11 protein-coding genes are annotated in these 15,621 nt (G+C 61.2%); 5 read left to right on the top strand and 6 right to left on the bottom strand.

From position 1 onward, the window contains the following. Positions 1 to 484: 484 nt before the first annotated feature. Complete coding sequence (locus tag NZ740_06610; protein MCS6771683.1) at positions 485 to 916, bottom strand: DUF721 domain-containing protein; 432 nt, start codon at positions 914 to 916, stop codon at positions 485 to 487. Positions 917 to 926: 10 nt separating this feature from the next. Next, a complete protein-coding gene (locus tag NZ740_06605; GenBank protein MCS6771682.1) occupies positions 927 to 1,142 on the bottom strand; it encodes a DUF4032 domain-containing protein in 216 nt (71 codons plus the stop codon). 186 nt (positions 1,143 to 1,328) lie between these two features. Between NZ740_06605 and NZ740_06600 the strand changes: the two genes are divergently transcribed. The 4 genes from NZ740_06600 (at position 1,329) to NZ740_06585 (ending at position 6,854) form a co-directional block, all read left to right on the top strand. After that, positions 1,329 to 4,286 (top strand): hypothetical protein, encoded by a 2,958-nt coding sequence (locus tag NZ740_06600; GenBank protein ID MCS6771681.1) that lies wholly within the window; start codon positions 1,329 to 1,331, stop codon positions 4,284 to 4,286. Continuing rightward, entirely contained in the window at positions 4,283 to 4,981 is a 699-nt protein-coding gene (locus NZ740_06595) for a prepilin-type N-terminal cleavage/methylation domain-containing protein (protein MCS6771680.1), read from the top strand. The genes NZ740_06600 and NZ740_06595 overlap by 4 nt, the downstream gene beginning before the upstream one ends. A gap of 96 nt (positions 4,982 to 5,077) precedes the next feature. Further along, a complete protein-coding gene (locus NZ740_06590; protein MCS6771679.1) occupies positions 5,078 to 6,013 on the top strand; it encodes an AEC family transporter in 936 nt (311 codons plus the stop codon). 64 nt (positions 6,014 to 6,077) lie between these two features. Continuing rightward, positions 6,078 to 6,854: an HD domain-containing protein gene (locus NZ740_06585; GenBank protein MCS6771678.1), complete on the top strand. Its 777-nt coding sequence runs from the start codon at positions 6,078 to 6,080 to the stop codon at positions 6,852 to 6,854. Between the two features lie 116 nt (positions 6,855 to 6,970). Here the strand turns inward: NZ740_06585 and NZ740_06580 are convergent, their stop codons facing one another. Continuing rightward, complete coding sequence (locus NZ740_06580; GenBank protein ID MCS6771677.1) at positions 6,971 to 9,970, bottom strand: vitamin B12-dependent ribonucleotide reductase; 3,000 nt, start codon at positions 9,968 to 9,970, stop codon at positions 6,971 to 6,973. A 407-nt stretch (positions 9,971 to 10,377) separates the two neighbouring features. On the opposite strand from NZ740_06580, the gene NZ740_06575 reads away from it, so the two are divergent. After that, positions 10,378 to 11,193 carry a hypothetical protein gene (locus tag NZ740_06575; GenBank protein ID MCS6771676.1) on the top strand — a complete coding sequence of 272 codons (816 nt, stop codon included), beginning with the start codon at positions 10,378 to 10,380 and terminating at the stop codon, positions 11,191 to 11,193. On the opposite strand, the gene NZ740_06570 is transcribed toward NZ740_06575, so the two are convergent. The 3 genes from NZ740_06570 to NZ740_06560 all read right to left on the bottom strand — a co-directional run bounded on the left by NZ740_06570 (position 11,171) and on the right by NZ740_06560 (position 15,555). Then, complete coding sequence (locus NZ740_06570; protein MCS6771675.1) at positions 11,171 to 12,880, bottom strand: glycosyltransferase family 39 protein; 1,710 nt, start codon at positions 12,878 to 12,880, stop codon at positions 11,171 to 11,173. The two genes, NZ740_06575 and NZ740_06570, sit on opposite strands and share 23 nt — an antisense overlap. 90 nt (positions 12,881 to 12,970) lie before the next feature. After that, positions 12,971 to 14,353, bottom strand: a complete 1,383-nt coding sequence (locus NZ740_06565; protein MCS6771674.1) for a sigma-54 dependent transcriptional regulator — start codon at positions 14,351 to 14,353, stop codon at positions 12,971 to 12,973. Continuing rightward, a complete protein-coding gene (locus NZ740_06560; GenBank protein ID MCS6771673.1) occupies positions 14,350 to 15,555 on the bottom strand; it encodes an ATP-binding protein in 1,206 nt (401 codons plus the stop codon). The genes NZ740_06565 and NZ740_06560 overlap by 4 nt, the downstream gene beginning before the upstream one ends. Positions 15,556 to 15,621 lie beyond the last annotated feature (66 nt).

Here is a 15,621-nt window from a genome sequence, read left to right as displayed (position 1 = left end):
ATAAGGACGACTTGGCGGGCACGGTTCCATCCGGGCGATAGGTGGCGGGCGCGGTTCCACCCGCGCCCCTCGTGAAGGGTATTGTCCTATATAGGATTTGCGGACGCCGTGGAAGGCGTCCTTCCAGTCGGAATGGAGGGCACGGTTCCACCCGGGCCGTTTGTGGAGGGCGCCGTTCCACCGGCGCCGTTGCGTGCGGTCGGGGTGGAATCCTACCAAGTAAATGTCAGATCGGTCGGAGTGGAACCCGAGCCTCCGGATGGGACTTCGTCGGGGTGGAACCTGTCACTCCAAAATCGTGGCTTAACATGGGATAACAGGCTTCCCGGGCCTTCTCGGCATTTTCAAGTGATCTCGGCCAAAACGAGTAACGCGCGAGCCTACGGCGTAAGAAACGCCGGCAGTGAAGTGGGTCGAGTGGGGCGGACCTGCAACTTCGATTTCGCCAAGGAAATCGTAGCGCCAAGATTGCGGGAGCTGAGAATCAGCAATCGCCACGTTTCGAACGATCAGGACCGCGGAGGTCCGGGTCCGGCGCAAAGCGGATTCTCGTGATACGGCCGGCGCCAAACCGTGCCTGCAACTTTTTGAGCAACTCGGCCTGGCCGAACCGCTGGAGCTCCTGCTGCCACACGGCATTGCTGACAAAGACCGTCAACACGCCCTTTTCGAGGGAGCCGGGCCGGGCCCTCCGGGCAATCGCGGGCCCCACCAAGTCGGCCCACTCATTCAAGAGAGCATGAGACCACATACGGGATTCGAGGCCCGCCTCCGAAAGCACAGCGGCGGTCAGATCTCCAATGGAGACGGCTTCGCCAGCCTGAACAGGTGGACAATCGGGCGGCAATTGAAAGCGTTCCCGCTCCACCTGCCATCTGCCGGGCGACAGGCGGCGGGTCCGACCGAATCTGTTCATGCCGGCGTGTTCAGGAGGAGGGCGGAAGATGGCGCCGGCAACCGTAGCGCACCAGCCAGTCCACTGAAGCGCGCTCCCATCCAATGTCGTAACCGGCGCGTTCGCTTTCGTACCACTTGTGCAGCAGGATTTCCTGCTTAATCCGCTCCCATTGCTGGACGACCAAGGTCCGACGAACCCACGCCTCAACGTCCGATGAACAATGATTAGGGTCCTGATTCGCCATATTCAAAAGTTGCCGCATCGTAAGCAAACGATTTGAAAAATGTCAAGCGGCTTCAGCTCCGCCCCTTTGCCATGCACCCCTCATGCAGCAGTCAACCGTTTTATACGAGAAATTTCTGCAAAAAAGCTAGCTAACGCGTAAAGATTATGTAAGCTAATTAATACGTTTTTATTCAAAGGAGTCATCATGCCGACCAAGTACCAAGAATTGATGGCCGCTCTGATCTTCAGTGGGTTTTTCATGTCCGTCGCATTAGCGACCCCACCGCTAACGCCATCGCTGGATGGTCGTATTCTCGAATATGACGACGAAGATGTGCGTGCTTCGTACACGGGCGGCGGGGGTGCATTCGGCCCCGGCAATTCGATTTCCAACCTTATCGTGACCTGGGATGCAGATTTTCTGTACATCGCGCTGCAGGGCGCTGAGGTCGATAACAAACTCGTCGTGATGCTCGACGTGGATCCGGGTAATGGAACCGGCGCCCACACGACGACCAACTGGTCGGGCGTCGGACCGTCCTACATCGAATACAATGATGTCGGCTGGCGGAAATCGGCTGCGACCGGCGCCGTCGCATTTGGACTCGACTACCAAATTGCATCGGAAGGCTTCTTCAACAACGTGATCCAAATTCTGTACGACGGCGTGGCCGTGCCGAATTCGAATACGGTCGTCTCACTGTTCGACGCCGGAAACGGATCGTCGCCGCTAGGCACTCCAGTAGACATGGCCGTCCGCGGCGGGGCCCCGGCCTGCGCGCTGGTGGGCTTTGAAGCCCGGATTCCGTGGTCGGTGCTATATCCCATGACGGGTCCGGCGTCGAATCGATTCGGGACGGTCTTGCCGGGCGAGAAGATCCCTCGCGGCGCCAAGCTGAGGATGTTCGCGAATATCCACAACAACAACCCGGCCAGCGCCTATAGCTCGAACGACGCCATTCCGCAACAGACCAGTCCGAACGCCTCGTGGACAAACGGGCTGCTCGTGACCGACACCTATCTCGACATCGAGTTGGATCTAAATAACGACGGATTGCCCGATCTCGCTTCGGGCGATGTGAACGCGCCGTTCATCGAATACGCGGCCGGACGGCAGAACTCCTTCACCGTCTTCGTTGGCCTCAGCGAGTCGGTTGCGGCAGCGTGGATGACCAACGCGCAACACTGGCGCATCGGCGGAGTCGCGCCGGCTCTGGTCACCCCGTTGGACTCCAAAAGTGCTCTGCTCACAGCTTCAACACCGCTGCCATCCGCCGGAAACGTGGTCCTCGTGACCGCCACGAATCTTCGGGACTCCGCCAACAACCACCGCCTGACCGCCTATTGCCTGGAAACCACCGCATCCGGACTGACCAATCCGCTGACCGTCCGGTTCGTCCTCGAGACGGCCTCAGGCTTGGGTATTTCCCCGGGGGCATCGAACTTCTTCGTCAATGGCGGCTCGTATCCGCTTTCATTCGGCTATCCGCCTTCGACGAACAATCCCCTCGCTCCGTTGAGCGGCACACTCTATTACCGCGACGTGACCTTCCCACCCGGCACGCCTCTCGAGTTGTTCTACAAGTACAGCGGCATTCTCGCCTCCACGGGCACCAACACGTATGAGGCGGTCCGACTTGTCGACTTTGCGAATGCCGCCCGAAAACTGACGCTACCGACCAATGTGTCTTACCTTGTCGTTACCGACCATCTTGGCGCGGCGGCTGCCCCTTACCGTGCGCCGGGCAATTCAGCCGACTACATCTCTCTCTACACCGATCCTCGCCGCGGAGATGCCGGCGTCCGCCAGCGGACGCTGGTCACCTTCCAACTCGATTTGTCGGCGAGGAACCGCTCGGGCGTATCGCGCGTGCTGGTGCAGGGGTCCGATCCGCTTCGCGGCTTCAATTACGACGGTTTTGTGTCCGACTGGGCCGGCAGCGGAGCCGTGGGGTGGAACGTCGGCGGCATCGAGCTTTTTGACGATGGCACACGCGGCGACCTCGTCGCCAACGACGGAATTTATTCTCGAGCGTGGGCGTGGACGGAGGACGGCACGGACTCCGCCATCGTGCCCGGTTTCCCCTACTCGCTCGTCGGCGGAGACCTGGCCACGTTACCCTACGCGGGCAACGGCTGGCTCGATGGGCGGTCCCCGCGCAGTGTCATCTACAAATTTTATGTCGTCAAAATGGACAACACGGCGCTCGAAAGCCCATCTTCGAACCTCGAGCTTTTCCTCGAGAATCCATCCGTCACGAACCTGATCTTGCCGCCCTTTGTTTGGGACAATAACGATCTGCCCCCGCCTCCGCCGTCAAACGCACCATCCATGTTGGCCGCGGTTCGGCTAACGGGCAACCTCGTACGAGTAGTCTTTAGTAATCAGCCAGGCGAAACGCAGCACGGCCTGCTGATCTCGACGAATCTCGTCCACGGCTGGATGGATTTCGGCCTCCGTGTAACCAACGGTGCGGGCGGCGTTTGGACGAGCATAGTCCAAGGCGCCAACCCTTCCCACGAGTTCTATGCCGCCTATGCCGGCCCCGCCAAAACCAATATCGGAATTTGGTTCACGCCTAACCCGCTTCCTGCTACCGGCGGAGTCCTGCGCGTCTGGTATCGGCAACACAGCCGCTCGCTTGCCGGTGCTCGCGATGTTGGGTTGACAGGAAACTGGAACAGTTGGGGACCCGGGCTGCCTATGACCTTTGTCGGCGACGGCGTATGGTATTATGACCTGGCCGTTTCCCCCTCCGCCCCTACCGCCATCATCTTCAAGGCGCGCACGGTCTCTGAGAACTGGGACAACGGCCCTGATGTGTACGCCTACAAAGGCAATGGACGCGCCACGTGGACGCCGAATTCGCCGACGAATGGCGGGCTGCTAACCATCACGTACGATTCGTCGACGGGGCCGCTCAACGGCTCGCCCACTGTGAGCGCATGGGTGGGCTTTGACGAACCCTGGCATGGCGTCTCAGCGATTCCCATGACGAATATCGGCCCGAATCTGTGGCAGCTCGCGATCACGGTCCCGACCAATCGCGTCTTGAGCGTTAACTGGGTCTTCCGCAATGCGGCGGGCACCACCTGGGACAGCGAATCGACTCCCGGCGGGCGCCAGTACCGGGCCTTCATCAGTCCACCTCCGTACCCATGAAACAAATCAACCGCATATCATCGGGCTTCACGCTCATCGAGCTGCTCGTGGTGATCGCAATCATCGCGATCCTCGCCGCGCTGCTCACGCCGATGGCCTCTTCGTCCATCGAAAAAGGGCGCCGTTCCGCCTGCCGCTCGAACATTCGCGACCTCGGTCTCGCGTTCATGCTGTGGGCTCGCGATCATGAAGACTGGCTGCCGCTGAAAGACAACTACCCCGCGTACACGGGCGGGAATCTGACCGGCGAATGGCCGATGCGGAACCATGTCCTCAAGCTCGCGTCAAACCAGTACGTGCGGTCCACGAAACAATGGCTCTGCCCCAGCGACAAAGTCGACGGACCGGGCGGCTCCATCCAAGTCCGTGATCCCAAAACTTTCTTTGGAACCGGCGCGGACACGTACAACACACGCGGGCATTGCAGCTACATGTATGTGGCCGGCTACAATCTGATGTCCACGCCGGAGGTTCTGTCCACCGCACCCGTCCTCGCGGATGAATCGAACGAAATTGAAAACGGCGCCGCCACACCCGGCAACATGCCGCCGATCGGTCCGAGGGACAACCACGGCGCCAATTATCGGAATGTGCTTTACCTCGACGGCTCTGTCCGCGCGCACGAAACCGCAGACGCGGCCAATTCGATCTTCAACGCGCTGGTCCAGCCCAACCGACTTCAGAGCGTCGACTGAATATCGCCCCGGAGCCGTCGCTGGGGCTCGACGCCGCCCGTGTCGTGCCGTACAACGCGTGGAATGACGGCCAGCGGATGGGAATTGGTTTCGCGCATGGGGATTCTAGTCGGCATAATCGCTGCGGGCTGGTGGTCCCGCAGGCGCTTGATTGTGGGCGATGAGTCGACCCGACTGCTGAGCCGCTTCTGCACAGATATTTGTTTCCCCGCGCTGACGTTCACGCAAATGCTCCGCATCATCGGCGAATGGCCGGCAACGCTACAGGCAACGTTGATCGGCCTCGGCGTTTTCCTTCTGGCTTTGTCCATCGGGGCCGCCGGATGGCTGACCCGAGGCCTTCCCGCAGACGCACGCCGTACGGCCTGGCTCTCTGCAGCCATCCCGAACTGGATATTCCTCCCTTTGCCGATTGCGGGCTTGCTCCACGGGCCGGACGGCGTGGCCACTGTTCTCCTGGTGAATGTCAGCGCGCAAATCCTGCTGTGGACGGTCGGCGTCGCCATTCTCCGCGGCTTTCGCAAAACCGCGAGCTCCGGCGTCGCGGCGATCGCGAATCCCGGGCTGGTCGCCACAGTTCTCGGCGTGGCGGTGGCCGCGGGGATTCCAGAGAGCCGGGGCTGGTTCGATCAGCCGGGTCCTGCAGGCTCCGCCCTCCGGCTGCTGGCGGCGTTTGGCGGACTCACGATTCCGCTGTCGATGTGGGTCACGGGCGCCCAGCTCGGCGCGATCGCCGCGCCATGGCGAATGGACCCGCCACTGCGCCGCGTACTATGGGCGCGGCTCGTACTCATCCCCGCGATCACTACCGCCGCACTCGCCACGGCCAGCGCCTTCCACCCCCTCTCAACCGCCGTATTCCAGACGTCCGTCCTTATCGCCGCGATGCCGACGGCGATCTCCTGCGGGGTACTGGTCGAGCGGTACGGCGGCGATCGCGACCTCGCGGGTCGGGCGATTTTTGCATCGACCCTGCTTGGGCTCGCCAGCGTCCCGCTGCTGCTAGGTTTGACCCACGCATTATTCCGCTGATTGGCCCCGACCGCTCGCCGGAATCAAGTTGTCTGCCGGCGACTCGCAGAGTAGCGTTGCGATCATGAGCTTTCACGTTCCCGCCAGAGACAATTCCAAACTCAAGATGCTGCTGGAACGGATCAACGCCGACGTCGAGCTGAAGCAGCTCTGGAAATGCGCGAATGTCAACGCCGTCGATCGAAGCGGAATCAGCGATCATGGCGAAGTACACATTCGGATTGTCGCGAATGCGGCGTTGAAAATCCTACGGCTGCTCGTCGACGGCGGCATCGCGCCGAGCGTCGTTCGGAACCACGGCCTGACTCGAGACGATGCCGAGGTGATCGTCGTGCTGGCTGCATGCCTACACGACATCGGGATTTCCGTCCACCGCGATGACCACGAGAAATATTCGCTCTGGCTCGCATACCCGAAGGCGCGCGCGCTACTGGCCGGCATCTACGAGGAGCCCGCCCTCACGATCGTGACGCAGGAGACCCTGCACGCGATCATCGCGCACGACGCCGATCAGCGCTGCCTCACCATCGAGGCAGGCGTCGTCAAGGTCGCCGACACGACCGACATGACCGAGGGGCGCTCGCGTATCCCGTTCGAGGCAGGCCAGGTGAACATCCACTCCGTCTCGGCGCTCGCGATCAAGGACGTCAAAATCGACAAAGGCGAGTCACGACCCGTCCGCATTTCCGTCACGCTCTCCAATTCGGCCGGGATCTTTCAACTCGACAACCTCCTCAAGCACAAGCTGAAGAACTCCACGCTGGCGCACCTCGTCGAGGTGGTTGCGCAGATGGAGGAAGGCACCGCGGAGAAACGACTCTTCGAGGTGTACACGCTTTAGCGGACTGGAAGAATCGGTCAGCCTGCCTCGCATGGCTGAAAATGGAGGAGGCGGGACGGAGATCCCTCCGGCCCGCCTACCTGCACATCAGAGCCCGATTCCGCCCGTTCAGCGGGTCAGGAACAACCCATCGAATTGCCGCAATTGTAGCACTTGTAGCATGCGCCACTTCGGACGGTGATGGCCCCGCAGTTGTCGCAGGCGGGCGCGTCGCCCTGGAAGTGCTCGAACTGTTCGTCGAGCCGCTGGAGAGCGCCCGATCGGGACTCGCGTGTGGGCGTGGAGGCGGGAGCAGCAGCGGGCGCACTTGTGGTCTGCGGGACCGCCTGCGCCTGCCGAGGCTGACTGGTCGGCGGCAATTCGCCGTGGTGCGTATCGCCGGAATCAAGGGTCAGCGGGCGCGCCGCCGCCGGCTCCTTGTATCCGTCGAGGAAGGTCATGCCGAACCAGCGGAAGATGTAGTCGGGAATCGACTTCGCGATCGGAATGTCTGGGTTTTTCGTGAAGCCGCTCGGTTCGAAGCGGGTATGCGCAAATTTCTCGACGAGCGATTTCACCGGAACGCCGTATTGCAGGCACATGGAGATGGCCGTGCCAAAGGCGTCCATCAGGCCGCCGACCGTGCTGCCTTCCTTGGCCATGGTGATGAACAGTTCGCCGGGCGTCCCGTCGTCATACAGGCCGACGGTGAGGTACCCTTCGTGGCCGGCGATATCGAATTTGTGGGTGATGGAGCGGCGCGTGCTGGGCATGCGCCGGCGAAGTGGGCGAACCTTGGCTCCGTTCCCGCCCTGAGCCGTTTCGGCGGGGGCGGCCGCCCGGACCGCATCCGCTTTTTTCTCCTCCTTGCCGGTGCTGACCGGCTGGCTTCGTTTGCATCCGTCGCGATAGATGGCGAGGGCCTTAAGGCCGAGCCGCCACCCCTCAATATAGGTCTGCATGATTTCGTCAACCGTCGCCTCATTCGGCATGTTAACGGTCTTGGAGATCGCGCCGGACAGGAACGGCTGGACGGCTGCCATCATCTTGATGTGAGCCGGATAGGGAATGAATCGCTTGCCGTTCCGCGGCTTGAACGCGCAGTCAAATACCGGCAGATGCTCTTCCTTCAGCCCGGGCGCACCCTCGATCGTGTCGTTCTGATCGATATATTTGACGATGTCTTCGATGGTTTTCGCGTCATATCCCAGTTTGCGCAACGCCTGGCTGACCGTTCGGTTGACGATCTTGAGCATGCCGCCGCCGGCCAGCAGCTTGTATTTGACAAGGGCGATGTCCGGCTCGACGCCTGTCGTATCGCAGTCCATCATGAATCCGATGGTGCCCGTGGGCGCGAGAACAGTCACTTGCGCATTGCGGTAACCGAACTGGCGGCCGAGTTCGAGCGCCTCGTCGGCGCAGCGCTGCGCGGCCTCGCGCAGGTAGCCAGGGCAAGAGGGCCCGATTTTACGCGTCGCCTCGCGGTGCATCTCGATCACGCGCAACATCGGTTCTCGGTTGCGGGCGAAAGCTTCGAACGGACCCATTTTTTCCGCAAGCCGCGCGGATTGGGCATAGGCATGGCAGTGCATAATGGCCGTGATGGCCGCGGCCATTGCACGACCCTCCTCGCTGTCGTAGGGGAGGCCCTGCGACATCAGGAGGCTACCGAGGTTGGCGTAGCCGAGCCCGAGCGTCCGGTAAATGTGGCTATTCAGCGCGATATCGCGAGTCGGGTAACTGGCGTTGTCGACGATGATTTCCTGCGCAGTGATAAAGATTTCCACGGCGGCCTTGAAACGTTCGATATCGAACACGCCGGCCTCATTCATGAACTTCATCAGGTTCAGCGACGCGAGGTTGCACGCCGTGTCGTCGAGGAACATGTATTCGCTGCACGGGTTCGAGGAATTGATTGGCCCGTCGTTTTTGCATGTGTGCCAGAGTTGGATGGTGTCCTCGTACTGCACGCCGGGATCCCCGCAGATCCATGTGCCCTCGGCGATCGCCCGCATGAGTTCGCGCGCCTTGTATGTGGGGCCTGCCTTTGAGGGGTCGGTGACCCAGTGCGTCGTCCAGTCGCGATCCTCCAGAACGGCCTGCATAAACTCATCCGTCACGCGCACACTGAGGTTCTCATTCTGGAATGCGACGGTCGCATAGGCCTCACCGTTGAAGCTGCCATCGTAGCCGGCTTCAATGAGGGCCCATGCTTTCTTTTCTTCCTTCGCTTTCGCCTCGATAAATTCCTTGATGTCCGGGTGCCACACCTTAAGTGTGTTCATCTTGGCCGCGCGCCGGGTCTTGCCGCCGGACTTGATCACGCTGGCCACGGCGTCGTAGACGCGCAGAAATGAGAGCGGTCCGCTCGGTCGCCCACCGCCGGAGAGCTTCTCGCGCGTGGACCGGAGGGTCGACAGGTCCGTCCCGCTGCCCGAGCCGTACTTGAACAACATGGCCTCGGAGCGTGCGAGCTCCATGATGTCCTCCATTGTGTCCTCGACGCGCTGGATGAAACAGGCGGAGCATTGCGGATGCTCATATTGCGTGGGCGCCACCTCGACCTGGCCGGTCTTGCGGTTGTAGAAGAAATTGCCCGGCCCGCCATCTTTGCCGACTCCGTACTGCTGATAGAGCCCGCAGTTGAACCAGACAGGTGAATTGAACGCGCCGTACTGGTTGAGGCAAAGGAAGACGAGCTCGTCGTAAAAGATCTCCGCGTCTGCCTTTGTCGCGAAATACCCATCCCGCAAACCCCAGTCGGCGATCGTTCGCGCCACGCGGTGAATCAACTGGCGGACCGAGAATTCGCGTTCATTCGGCTTAGTGGGATCGCCGTAGAAATACTTGGATGCGACCACATTCGTCGCCAGCATCGACCAAGTGGCCGGGACCTCAACGTTGGGCTGCTCAAAAATGACCTTACCCTTGTCGTCCGTGATCGTCGCCTTTCGGCGCTCCCATTGGACCTGGTCAAATGGGCTGATCCCGGCTGTGCTGAACACGCGCCGCATCGTCAAACCCGCAGGGGATGCTTTACGGTGAGGGCCCTTTTTCCGGCCTGGCCTCCGAAATTCAGAGCCAGCTTCCGCGCGCTTCCGCTCGCTCACACTGCCCGCCGTTCGACTTTCCAGCATGTCTCGTGTTCCTCCTGATCAATCCTAGTCTTCGTTGTCCGTTGAGAGTGAAGTGGATGCGGTTTCCTATCTTTCAAGTACAACCACTATATATAGCGCACCTTCTAACAATATTCAAACAACTACCTCTAGGGATTGTGGAGCGCAATAAAAAAAAGACATCAATCCAATCAATTGTCGCCCAAGCGATTACAGCTCCGGTTTTCCGTTCTCTGTAAAATCGGCGCAGGCCCTTTTCCATTTCCTATAAATTTCATGTCGTTGAAATCCAAGCGCTTGCAAAATTTTTAGCGCCGCAGTTCGCTCTTTGAGGTTTTTCTTGCCGCCCCGATCAAAAAATTTTTCCGAGATGCTGGCTTTTCGCGAGCGGGAGGCAAAAACTTTCCGTGGTGATGAGGACGGGACGCTTGTGGATCGCTTTCGCGTTTGTTGCCGGCACGCTCTGCGGAGCCTTAGGCTACCGATGGCTTGGGCCGCTGGCTGTTCCTCAACATGCGAAGGAACGCGGCGATAACGAGCAGCCGGTCCCGAACCCCCCGGAGACGCCGCCGTCGGGGTCGACAGATGCAAACCAGACATTGGCGGTTGTGCCGATTCGAAATGCCATGCCCGCGGCGCAGCCGCTCTCGCCGAATGCGCGCGCGCCCGGCCGTGGTTCCGGGATGACCCCCGACAACTCGCTGGCAAGAGACCAGCTGACGCGAGATCTTGCGCTTGAACCGCCTTTTGCAGCGGAGTCGGAATGGCCCGAAAGGTCTCCGCGCCTATCGGACGAGTCGGCGCGCGAAGCGTGGTGGGCAAGGCGGACGGCTGAACGGCTACGGAACGCTGAGCGGATGCGGTCGAATCTCGTGGAACGGGCGCGACTGGACCCGTGGCAAACCACGCGATTTGACGTCCTCGTGGCGGCGATGAACCTTCGGCTGCGCCGACATGCGGAAGAGTTGCGCGCCGCGCTCGAGAGGGGAGAGCTGAACCCGCACGAGGCGCGCGCGCGGGCCATGAAGGAGATCGGCTCAGCGGTGGCGCTTACATACGATGAGTTGGACCGAAACATGCCGCCCGGCTGGCGAGCGGCAACGACGAACGACCCGATAGATTTGTGGAGCTTTGTGGAGCCCGATGTCTGGCGCGAGCTTCGCGCCCTGCGGGGCCGATCGGGACGCGGCGGCACGGATCCGACCCGTGGTGGACGCGAGGCTACCAGCGCTTCCGGTCGGTGAGGAAGAGCTGGTCGAGGTTGCCGAGCGGGAAACCCTGAGTCAGCGGGAAATCCGAAGGAATCCGGCCCTCTAGGAGGGGAAACCATGAGCGGTACGGACCGGCCAACAGGGTGCGGACATACTCGCGGTCGCGTGTCAGCGTGGTGAAATAGAGGCCGCTGACGCGCCGCATATAATCGTGAATTTCATAAAATTCATCGATGGATGACGGCAGCAGAAGCGAGTTGCGGTTGCCGTACCATGCCGTCGCCCAGGGCATGTCCGTGCACATCAGTTCGTCCTGCGTGAGCATGTTGCTGACGTGGATGATGTAGGGGGGGTAATACGGCGGATAGGGGGCCCCTGCGCGCGGCGGCAACAGACGGAAGACCATCGGCAGCGCAGCCAAGGCCACAAACATGGTGATCACACTCATTCGGAGAATCGGGATTCGCAGTTGCAATCGGTCGAGAAGGATGAAGAAGAACGCCACGCAGTAAAGGACCACGAAGGGGAAGAACAGGTGCAGTAGGCGGTAGGTGGGTTGTCCGTATAGGGCGGCGACCGGCAGAAGCAAAAAGATGCCGGCGGCGATGCACCAGCGGAAGCGGCGAACCGGCTCGCGGGCGAAGGAATAAAAATAAGTTGTGAAGAAGATGCCGGACATTACACCGTCGCCGAGCAGCCGGAGGTGCTGGTTGTACAAGTCAGCGAGTCCGAGCATCAGTTTTGGGCGCAGCGCGGCGATGACATTTGCGACCTTGATGTCCTGGGCGAGCGTTCGCTCGAACAGATTGTCCGCTATCGGGTCCACGCCATTGAGCGCCAGCCACGGGGCCAGTCCCAGGATTCCCCCGCTCACCTGTAGGTTACGGTAAAGCCACGGCGCTGCCACCATGGCAAAGGCGATGGCAAAGGCGAGCGCGACGCGAAGGCCGATCGGCCGGGCCGCCCAGTAGAGGCAAAGCAGAACGGCAGGGGCCACCGCAGCCGTTCCATATCGCGTGAGGAACGCCAGCCCGCACAACAGGCCAGCCGCGAAGGCGCCCAGGACCGCGGCCATCGGCCGTCCTGCCGCCTGATAGCGGGAGCTCGTCCACAGCGCAACCAGCCAGGCCGCCGCCATGAAAAAGGTCGCGGCGGGCACCGCGGTTCCGCGAATGCTCAGCCCCCAGACGGAATCGCTCAGATAATAGACGGTCAGCGAGAGCAGGGCAACACGCTGATCGAACAAGTGTCTGGCGATTAGAAACAACACCACACCGGTCAGCAGGCTGAAGAGATGGCCGAGCGGCACGACCACCCACTGCTCGGGCGGGAAGACGCGAGCAGGACGTGACTGCGTGAAGGCGTTTTCGAAGAGCTTGAAGCCGGCGGCCAGCAATGCGGGGTAGAGGGGCGGGTGGACGATGTCCGGATGCTCGCGCAACTGCGGGTCACCCGCCGGCGATTTTTCAATGAGGTACCACATGCTGGCCGGGCGGATGTTCTGGGTGACGTAGCGACCTTTGAACAGCAGGTTCCGCCCGAGCTGGGCGAGGTCCATGGCCTCGGCGTCTCGAAGGCCCCGGAACTGCGTGGCGGTGTAGAGGACGACGATCGAGAACAGGATCAGGACATACAACAGAAATTTGATCAGACGGAGTCCAACGCCAACGTCGACGTTGTAAACGATATCCTGGATCGTCGCTTCAAATGGACGGGCCATAGAGAAATGCGCACTATAGTACCCCGCGTACGGGCGTGACAATGTTCAACGGCAAAAATGTTGCGGCGGTCGGCAGACAAGCGGGCCACATTAATCGGGAGCCGATGCGCTCTGCGGATTTTCGGTTTCTGATAGGCGGAGTCCGTATTCGTTGAGTTTCCGATGCAGGGTTCGGCGGCTGATCCCAAGTTCCTGTGCCGCCCGGGTCACATTGCCATCGTGAAGTTTCAGCGCGCGCTGGATCAGCAGCTTTTCATTCTCAACGAGGGATAACGTCCCGCCGCGGGGCGCGGCGTCCGCTTCCCCCCGGATGTGGGGAGGCACATCCCGCAAAGTGAGCCGGTCGCCGCGCGCCAGCACGACCATCCGCTCGATGACGTTGCGGAGTTCCCGCACGTTGCCGGGCCAGGAATAAGACTGCAGCGCTGCGAGGGCTTCGGGGGTAATGCCGGCGACCGGCTTGGCATTTTCCTTCGCGAACACCTGTATGAAATGATTCACCAGCAGCGGCAGGTCGCCCGTCCGTTCGCGAAGCGGAGGCAGCCGGATCGAAACGACGTCGAGACGGAAGAACAGGTCCTCGCGGAACTTTCCCTCCTCGACGAGCTTCTTCAAATCGCGGTTCGTCGCCGCAATGAGTCGGACGTCGACATCGATCGGCTCCGTGCCGCCCACGCGTTCGAAGCGGCGTTCTTCGAGAACTCGGAGGATCTTCACCTGGATGGCCGCATCGATTTCACCGATTTCGTCGAGGAAGAGCGTGCCGCCATCCGCCAGCTCGAACCGTCCGCGCCGTCGCTCAGTGGCGCCGGTGAAGGCGCCCTTCTCGTGGCCGAACAATTCGCTCTCCAGGAGGGTCGACGTGAGCGCAGCGCAGTGCACGGCGACGAAGGGCCCTTTGTTGCGGGGGCTGAGCTGGTGAAGGGCATGGGCAACCAGCTCCTTGCCCGTTCCGCTCTCGCCAAGCAAAAGCACCGTCGCACGCGACGGCGCCACTTGCTTAACCGTGTCCAACACCTCTTGCATTTCGGGCGACTGGCCGATGATGTGCTGCAGGCCATACCGGGCGTCCAACTGCTCGCGAAGCGCCCGGTTTTCCGCCTCGAGGTCGCGCGCCGCCAGCGCGCGCTTCAGCACGATCTCCAGGCGGTCGAGATTGATCGGCTTGGTGAGGAAGTCGTAGGCGCCGCGCCGCATGGCCTCGACGGCGAGCTCGATGCTTCCGTAGGCCGTCAACATGATGCACACCGGCTGCGGCGATCGCGCCATTGCGCGCTGCAGCAGGGTCAGGCCATCGATCCCCGGCATGCGGACATCGCTGATCATCACATCGACCGGATTTTCCGCCAGCAGGGCGAGGGCTCGGGCGCCGCTTTCAGCAAGGAGCACATCATACGTCTTCTGGAGCGCGCGAGCGAGCCCCTCGCGGGAGTTTTTTTCATCGTCGACAATCAGTACCACGGGCTTTTTCATGGAGCGTCTCCCGACGCGGCTGCGCTGTTGGCGGTATCCGGTTCTCGTGCCCGAAGCAGGCGGATGCGGCGCTCGTCGCGGGGCAGAAACACGGTGAAGGTGGTCCCGCTGTTCGGATCGCTGTGGACCTCGATTTCGCCGCCGTGATCGCGCACGACGCGCTGAACAATCATCAGGCCCAATCCGCTTCCTTCAGGTTTGGTGGTGAAATACGGCTCGAAGATCGAGCCGAGGTCCGACGCCGGTATGCCAGGCCCGCTGTCCTTGAACGAGACCCAGACGAACCGGTCGTCGCTGGAGAGCGTGATGCGCAGCACGCCGCCATGCTGCATCGCTTGGATCGCGTTTCGGATGATGTTGAAAAAAACCTGTTTTATCTGACCGCGGTCCACCAGCGCAAAGGGGGGCTCGCCCGAGACCTCCACTTCGACAATCACATCGCGGTCGGCGATCTCATGCCGCAAAAAATCCAGTGTCTCATCCAGCAGTTCGCGCAGCGACGCGCGTTCAAAGGCGGGGCGGCTGGGCCGCAGAGCCTTCAGGAACTGCGTGATGATCTGGTCCAACCGCTCCACCTCGCGCCGTGAGATGTCCAGCAATTCCTGGAGCGGCCGGCGCGACTCCTCGGGCAGGGCGGCCAGCTCGCGATCGAGCAGTTGGAGGTGGATCATCAGTGAGTTGAGCGGGTTACCGATTTCATGAGCGACGCCGGCAGCAAGGAGCATGATCGCCTGCAGCCGTTCGGACTCGATCGTCCGGGTTTCACTTTCCCGGTCCCGGGTGACATCGCGGAGCATCAGGACCGCGCCCCTTTCACGCTCGTTCACTGCGCGCAAGGGCACGATGTAAAAATCGAGGAATCGCCGCTCGGGGTAGCTGATCTCAATTTCCCGACTGACCACACGCGACCATTCATCCGCGTCGAGGTCGAGAACCCGGTCCCATTCGACTTCGCGGAAATATCGTTTGATCGGCTGGTTGGCGGCCTGTTCGGCAGAGAAACCCAGCAGTTTTTCCGCGGCGCGGTTTGCGTAAGTGATCCGCCCTTCGCCATCCAATACAATAATTCCTTCCTGGATGGCATGAAAAATGGTCTCCAGCAATCCCTTTTCCTGGGCAAGGCGGAGGAACTGCGTCTGAAGGCTACCGGCGTCCAACCGGTCCAAACGCTCGATCAATTTTTCGAGGAATCCGCTCTTCATTACTGCGCCCAGCGTGACAGATTGTCGCAGGCGAGTACAGCTCGATCCGGACTTGTGTGTGAACGT

The organism is Kiritimatiellia bacterium (genome assembly GCA_025054615.1).
Taxonomy (GTDB): Bacteria; Verrucomicrobiota; Kiritimatiellia; order CAIVKH01; family CAIVKH01; genus JANWZO01.
The sequence above is the reverse complement of the archived record's forward strand: the minus strand, read 5'-3'. Positions and strand labels throughout refer to the sequence as shown.

Excerpts from the sequence above, each read along its gene's own strand:
- NZ740_06565 (MCS6771674.1), bottom strand. The coding sequence starts at position 14,353 with ATGAAAAAGCCCGTGGTACTGATTGTCGACGATGAAAAAAACTCCCGC.
- NZ740_06585 (MCS6771678.1), top strand. The coding sequence starts at position 6,078 with ATGAGCTTTCACGTTCCCGCCAGAGACAATTCCAAACTCAAGATGCTG.
- NZ740_06605 (MCS6771682.1), bottom strand. The coding sequence starts at position 1,142 with ATGGCGAATCAGGACCCTAATCATTGTTCATCGGACGTTGAGGCGTGG.
- NZ740_06570 (MCS6771675.1), bottom strand. The coding sequence starts at position 12,880 with ATGGCCCGTCCATTTGAAGCGACGATCCAGGATATCGTTTACAACGTC.
- NZ740_06610 (MCS6771683.1), bottom strand. The coding sequence starts at position 916 with ATGAACAGATTCGGTCGGACCCGCCGCCTGTCGCCCGGCAGATGGCAG.
- NZ740_06580 (MCS6771677.1), bottom strand. The coding sequence starts at position 9,970 with ATGCTGGAAAGTCGAACGGCGGGCAGTGTGAGCGAGCGGAAGCGCGCG.
- NZ740_06590 (MCS6771679.1), top strand. The coding sequence starts at position 5,078 with ATGGGGATTCTAGTCGGCATAATCGCTGCGGGCTGGTGGTCCCGCAGG.
- NZ740_06560 (MCS6771673.1), bottom strand. The coding sequence starts at position 15,555 with ATGAAGAGCGGATTCCTCGAAAAATTGATCGAGCGTTTGGACCGGTTG.
- NZ740_06600 (MCS6771681.1), top strand. The coding sequence starts at position 1,329 with ATGCCGACCAAGTACCAAGAATTGATGGCCGCTCTGATCTTCAGTGGG.
- NZ740_06595 (MCS6771680.1), top strand. The coding sequence starts at position 4,283 with ATGAAACAAATCAACCGCATATCATCGGGCTTCACGCTCATCGAGCTG.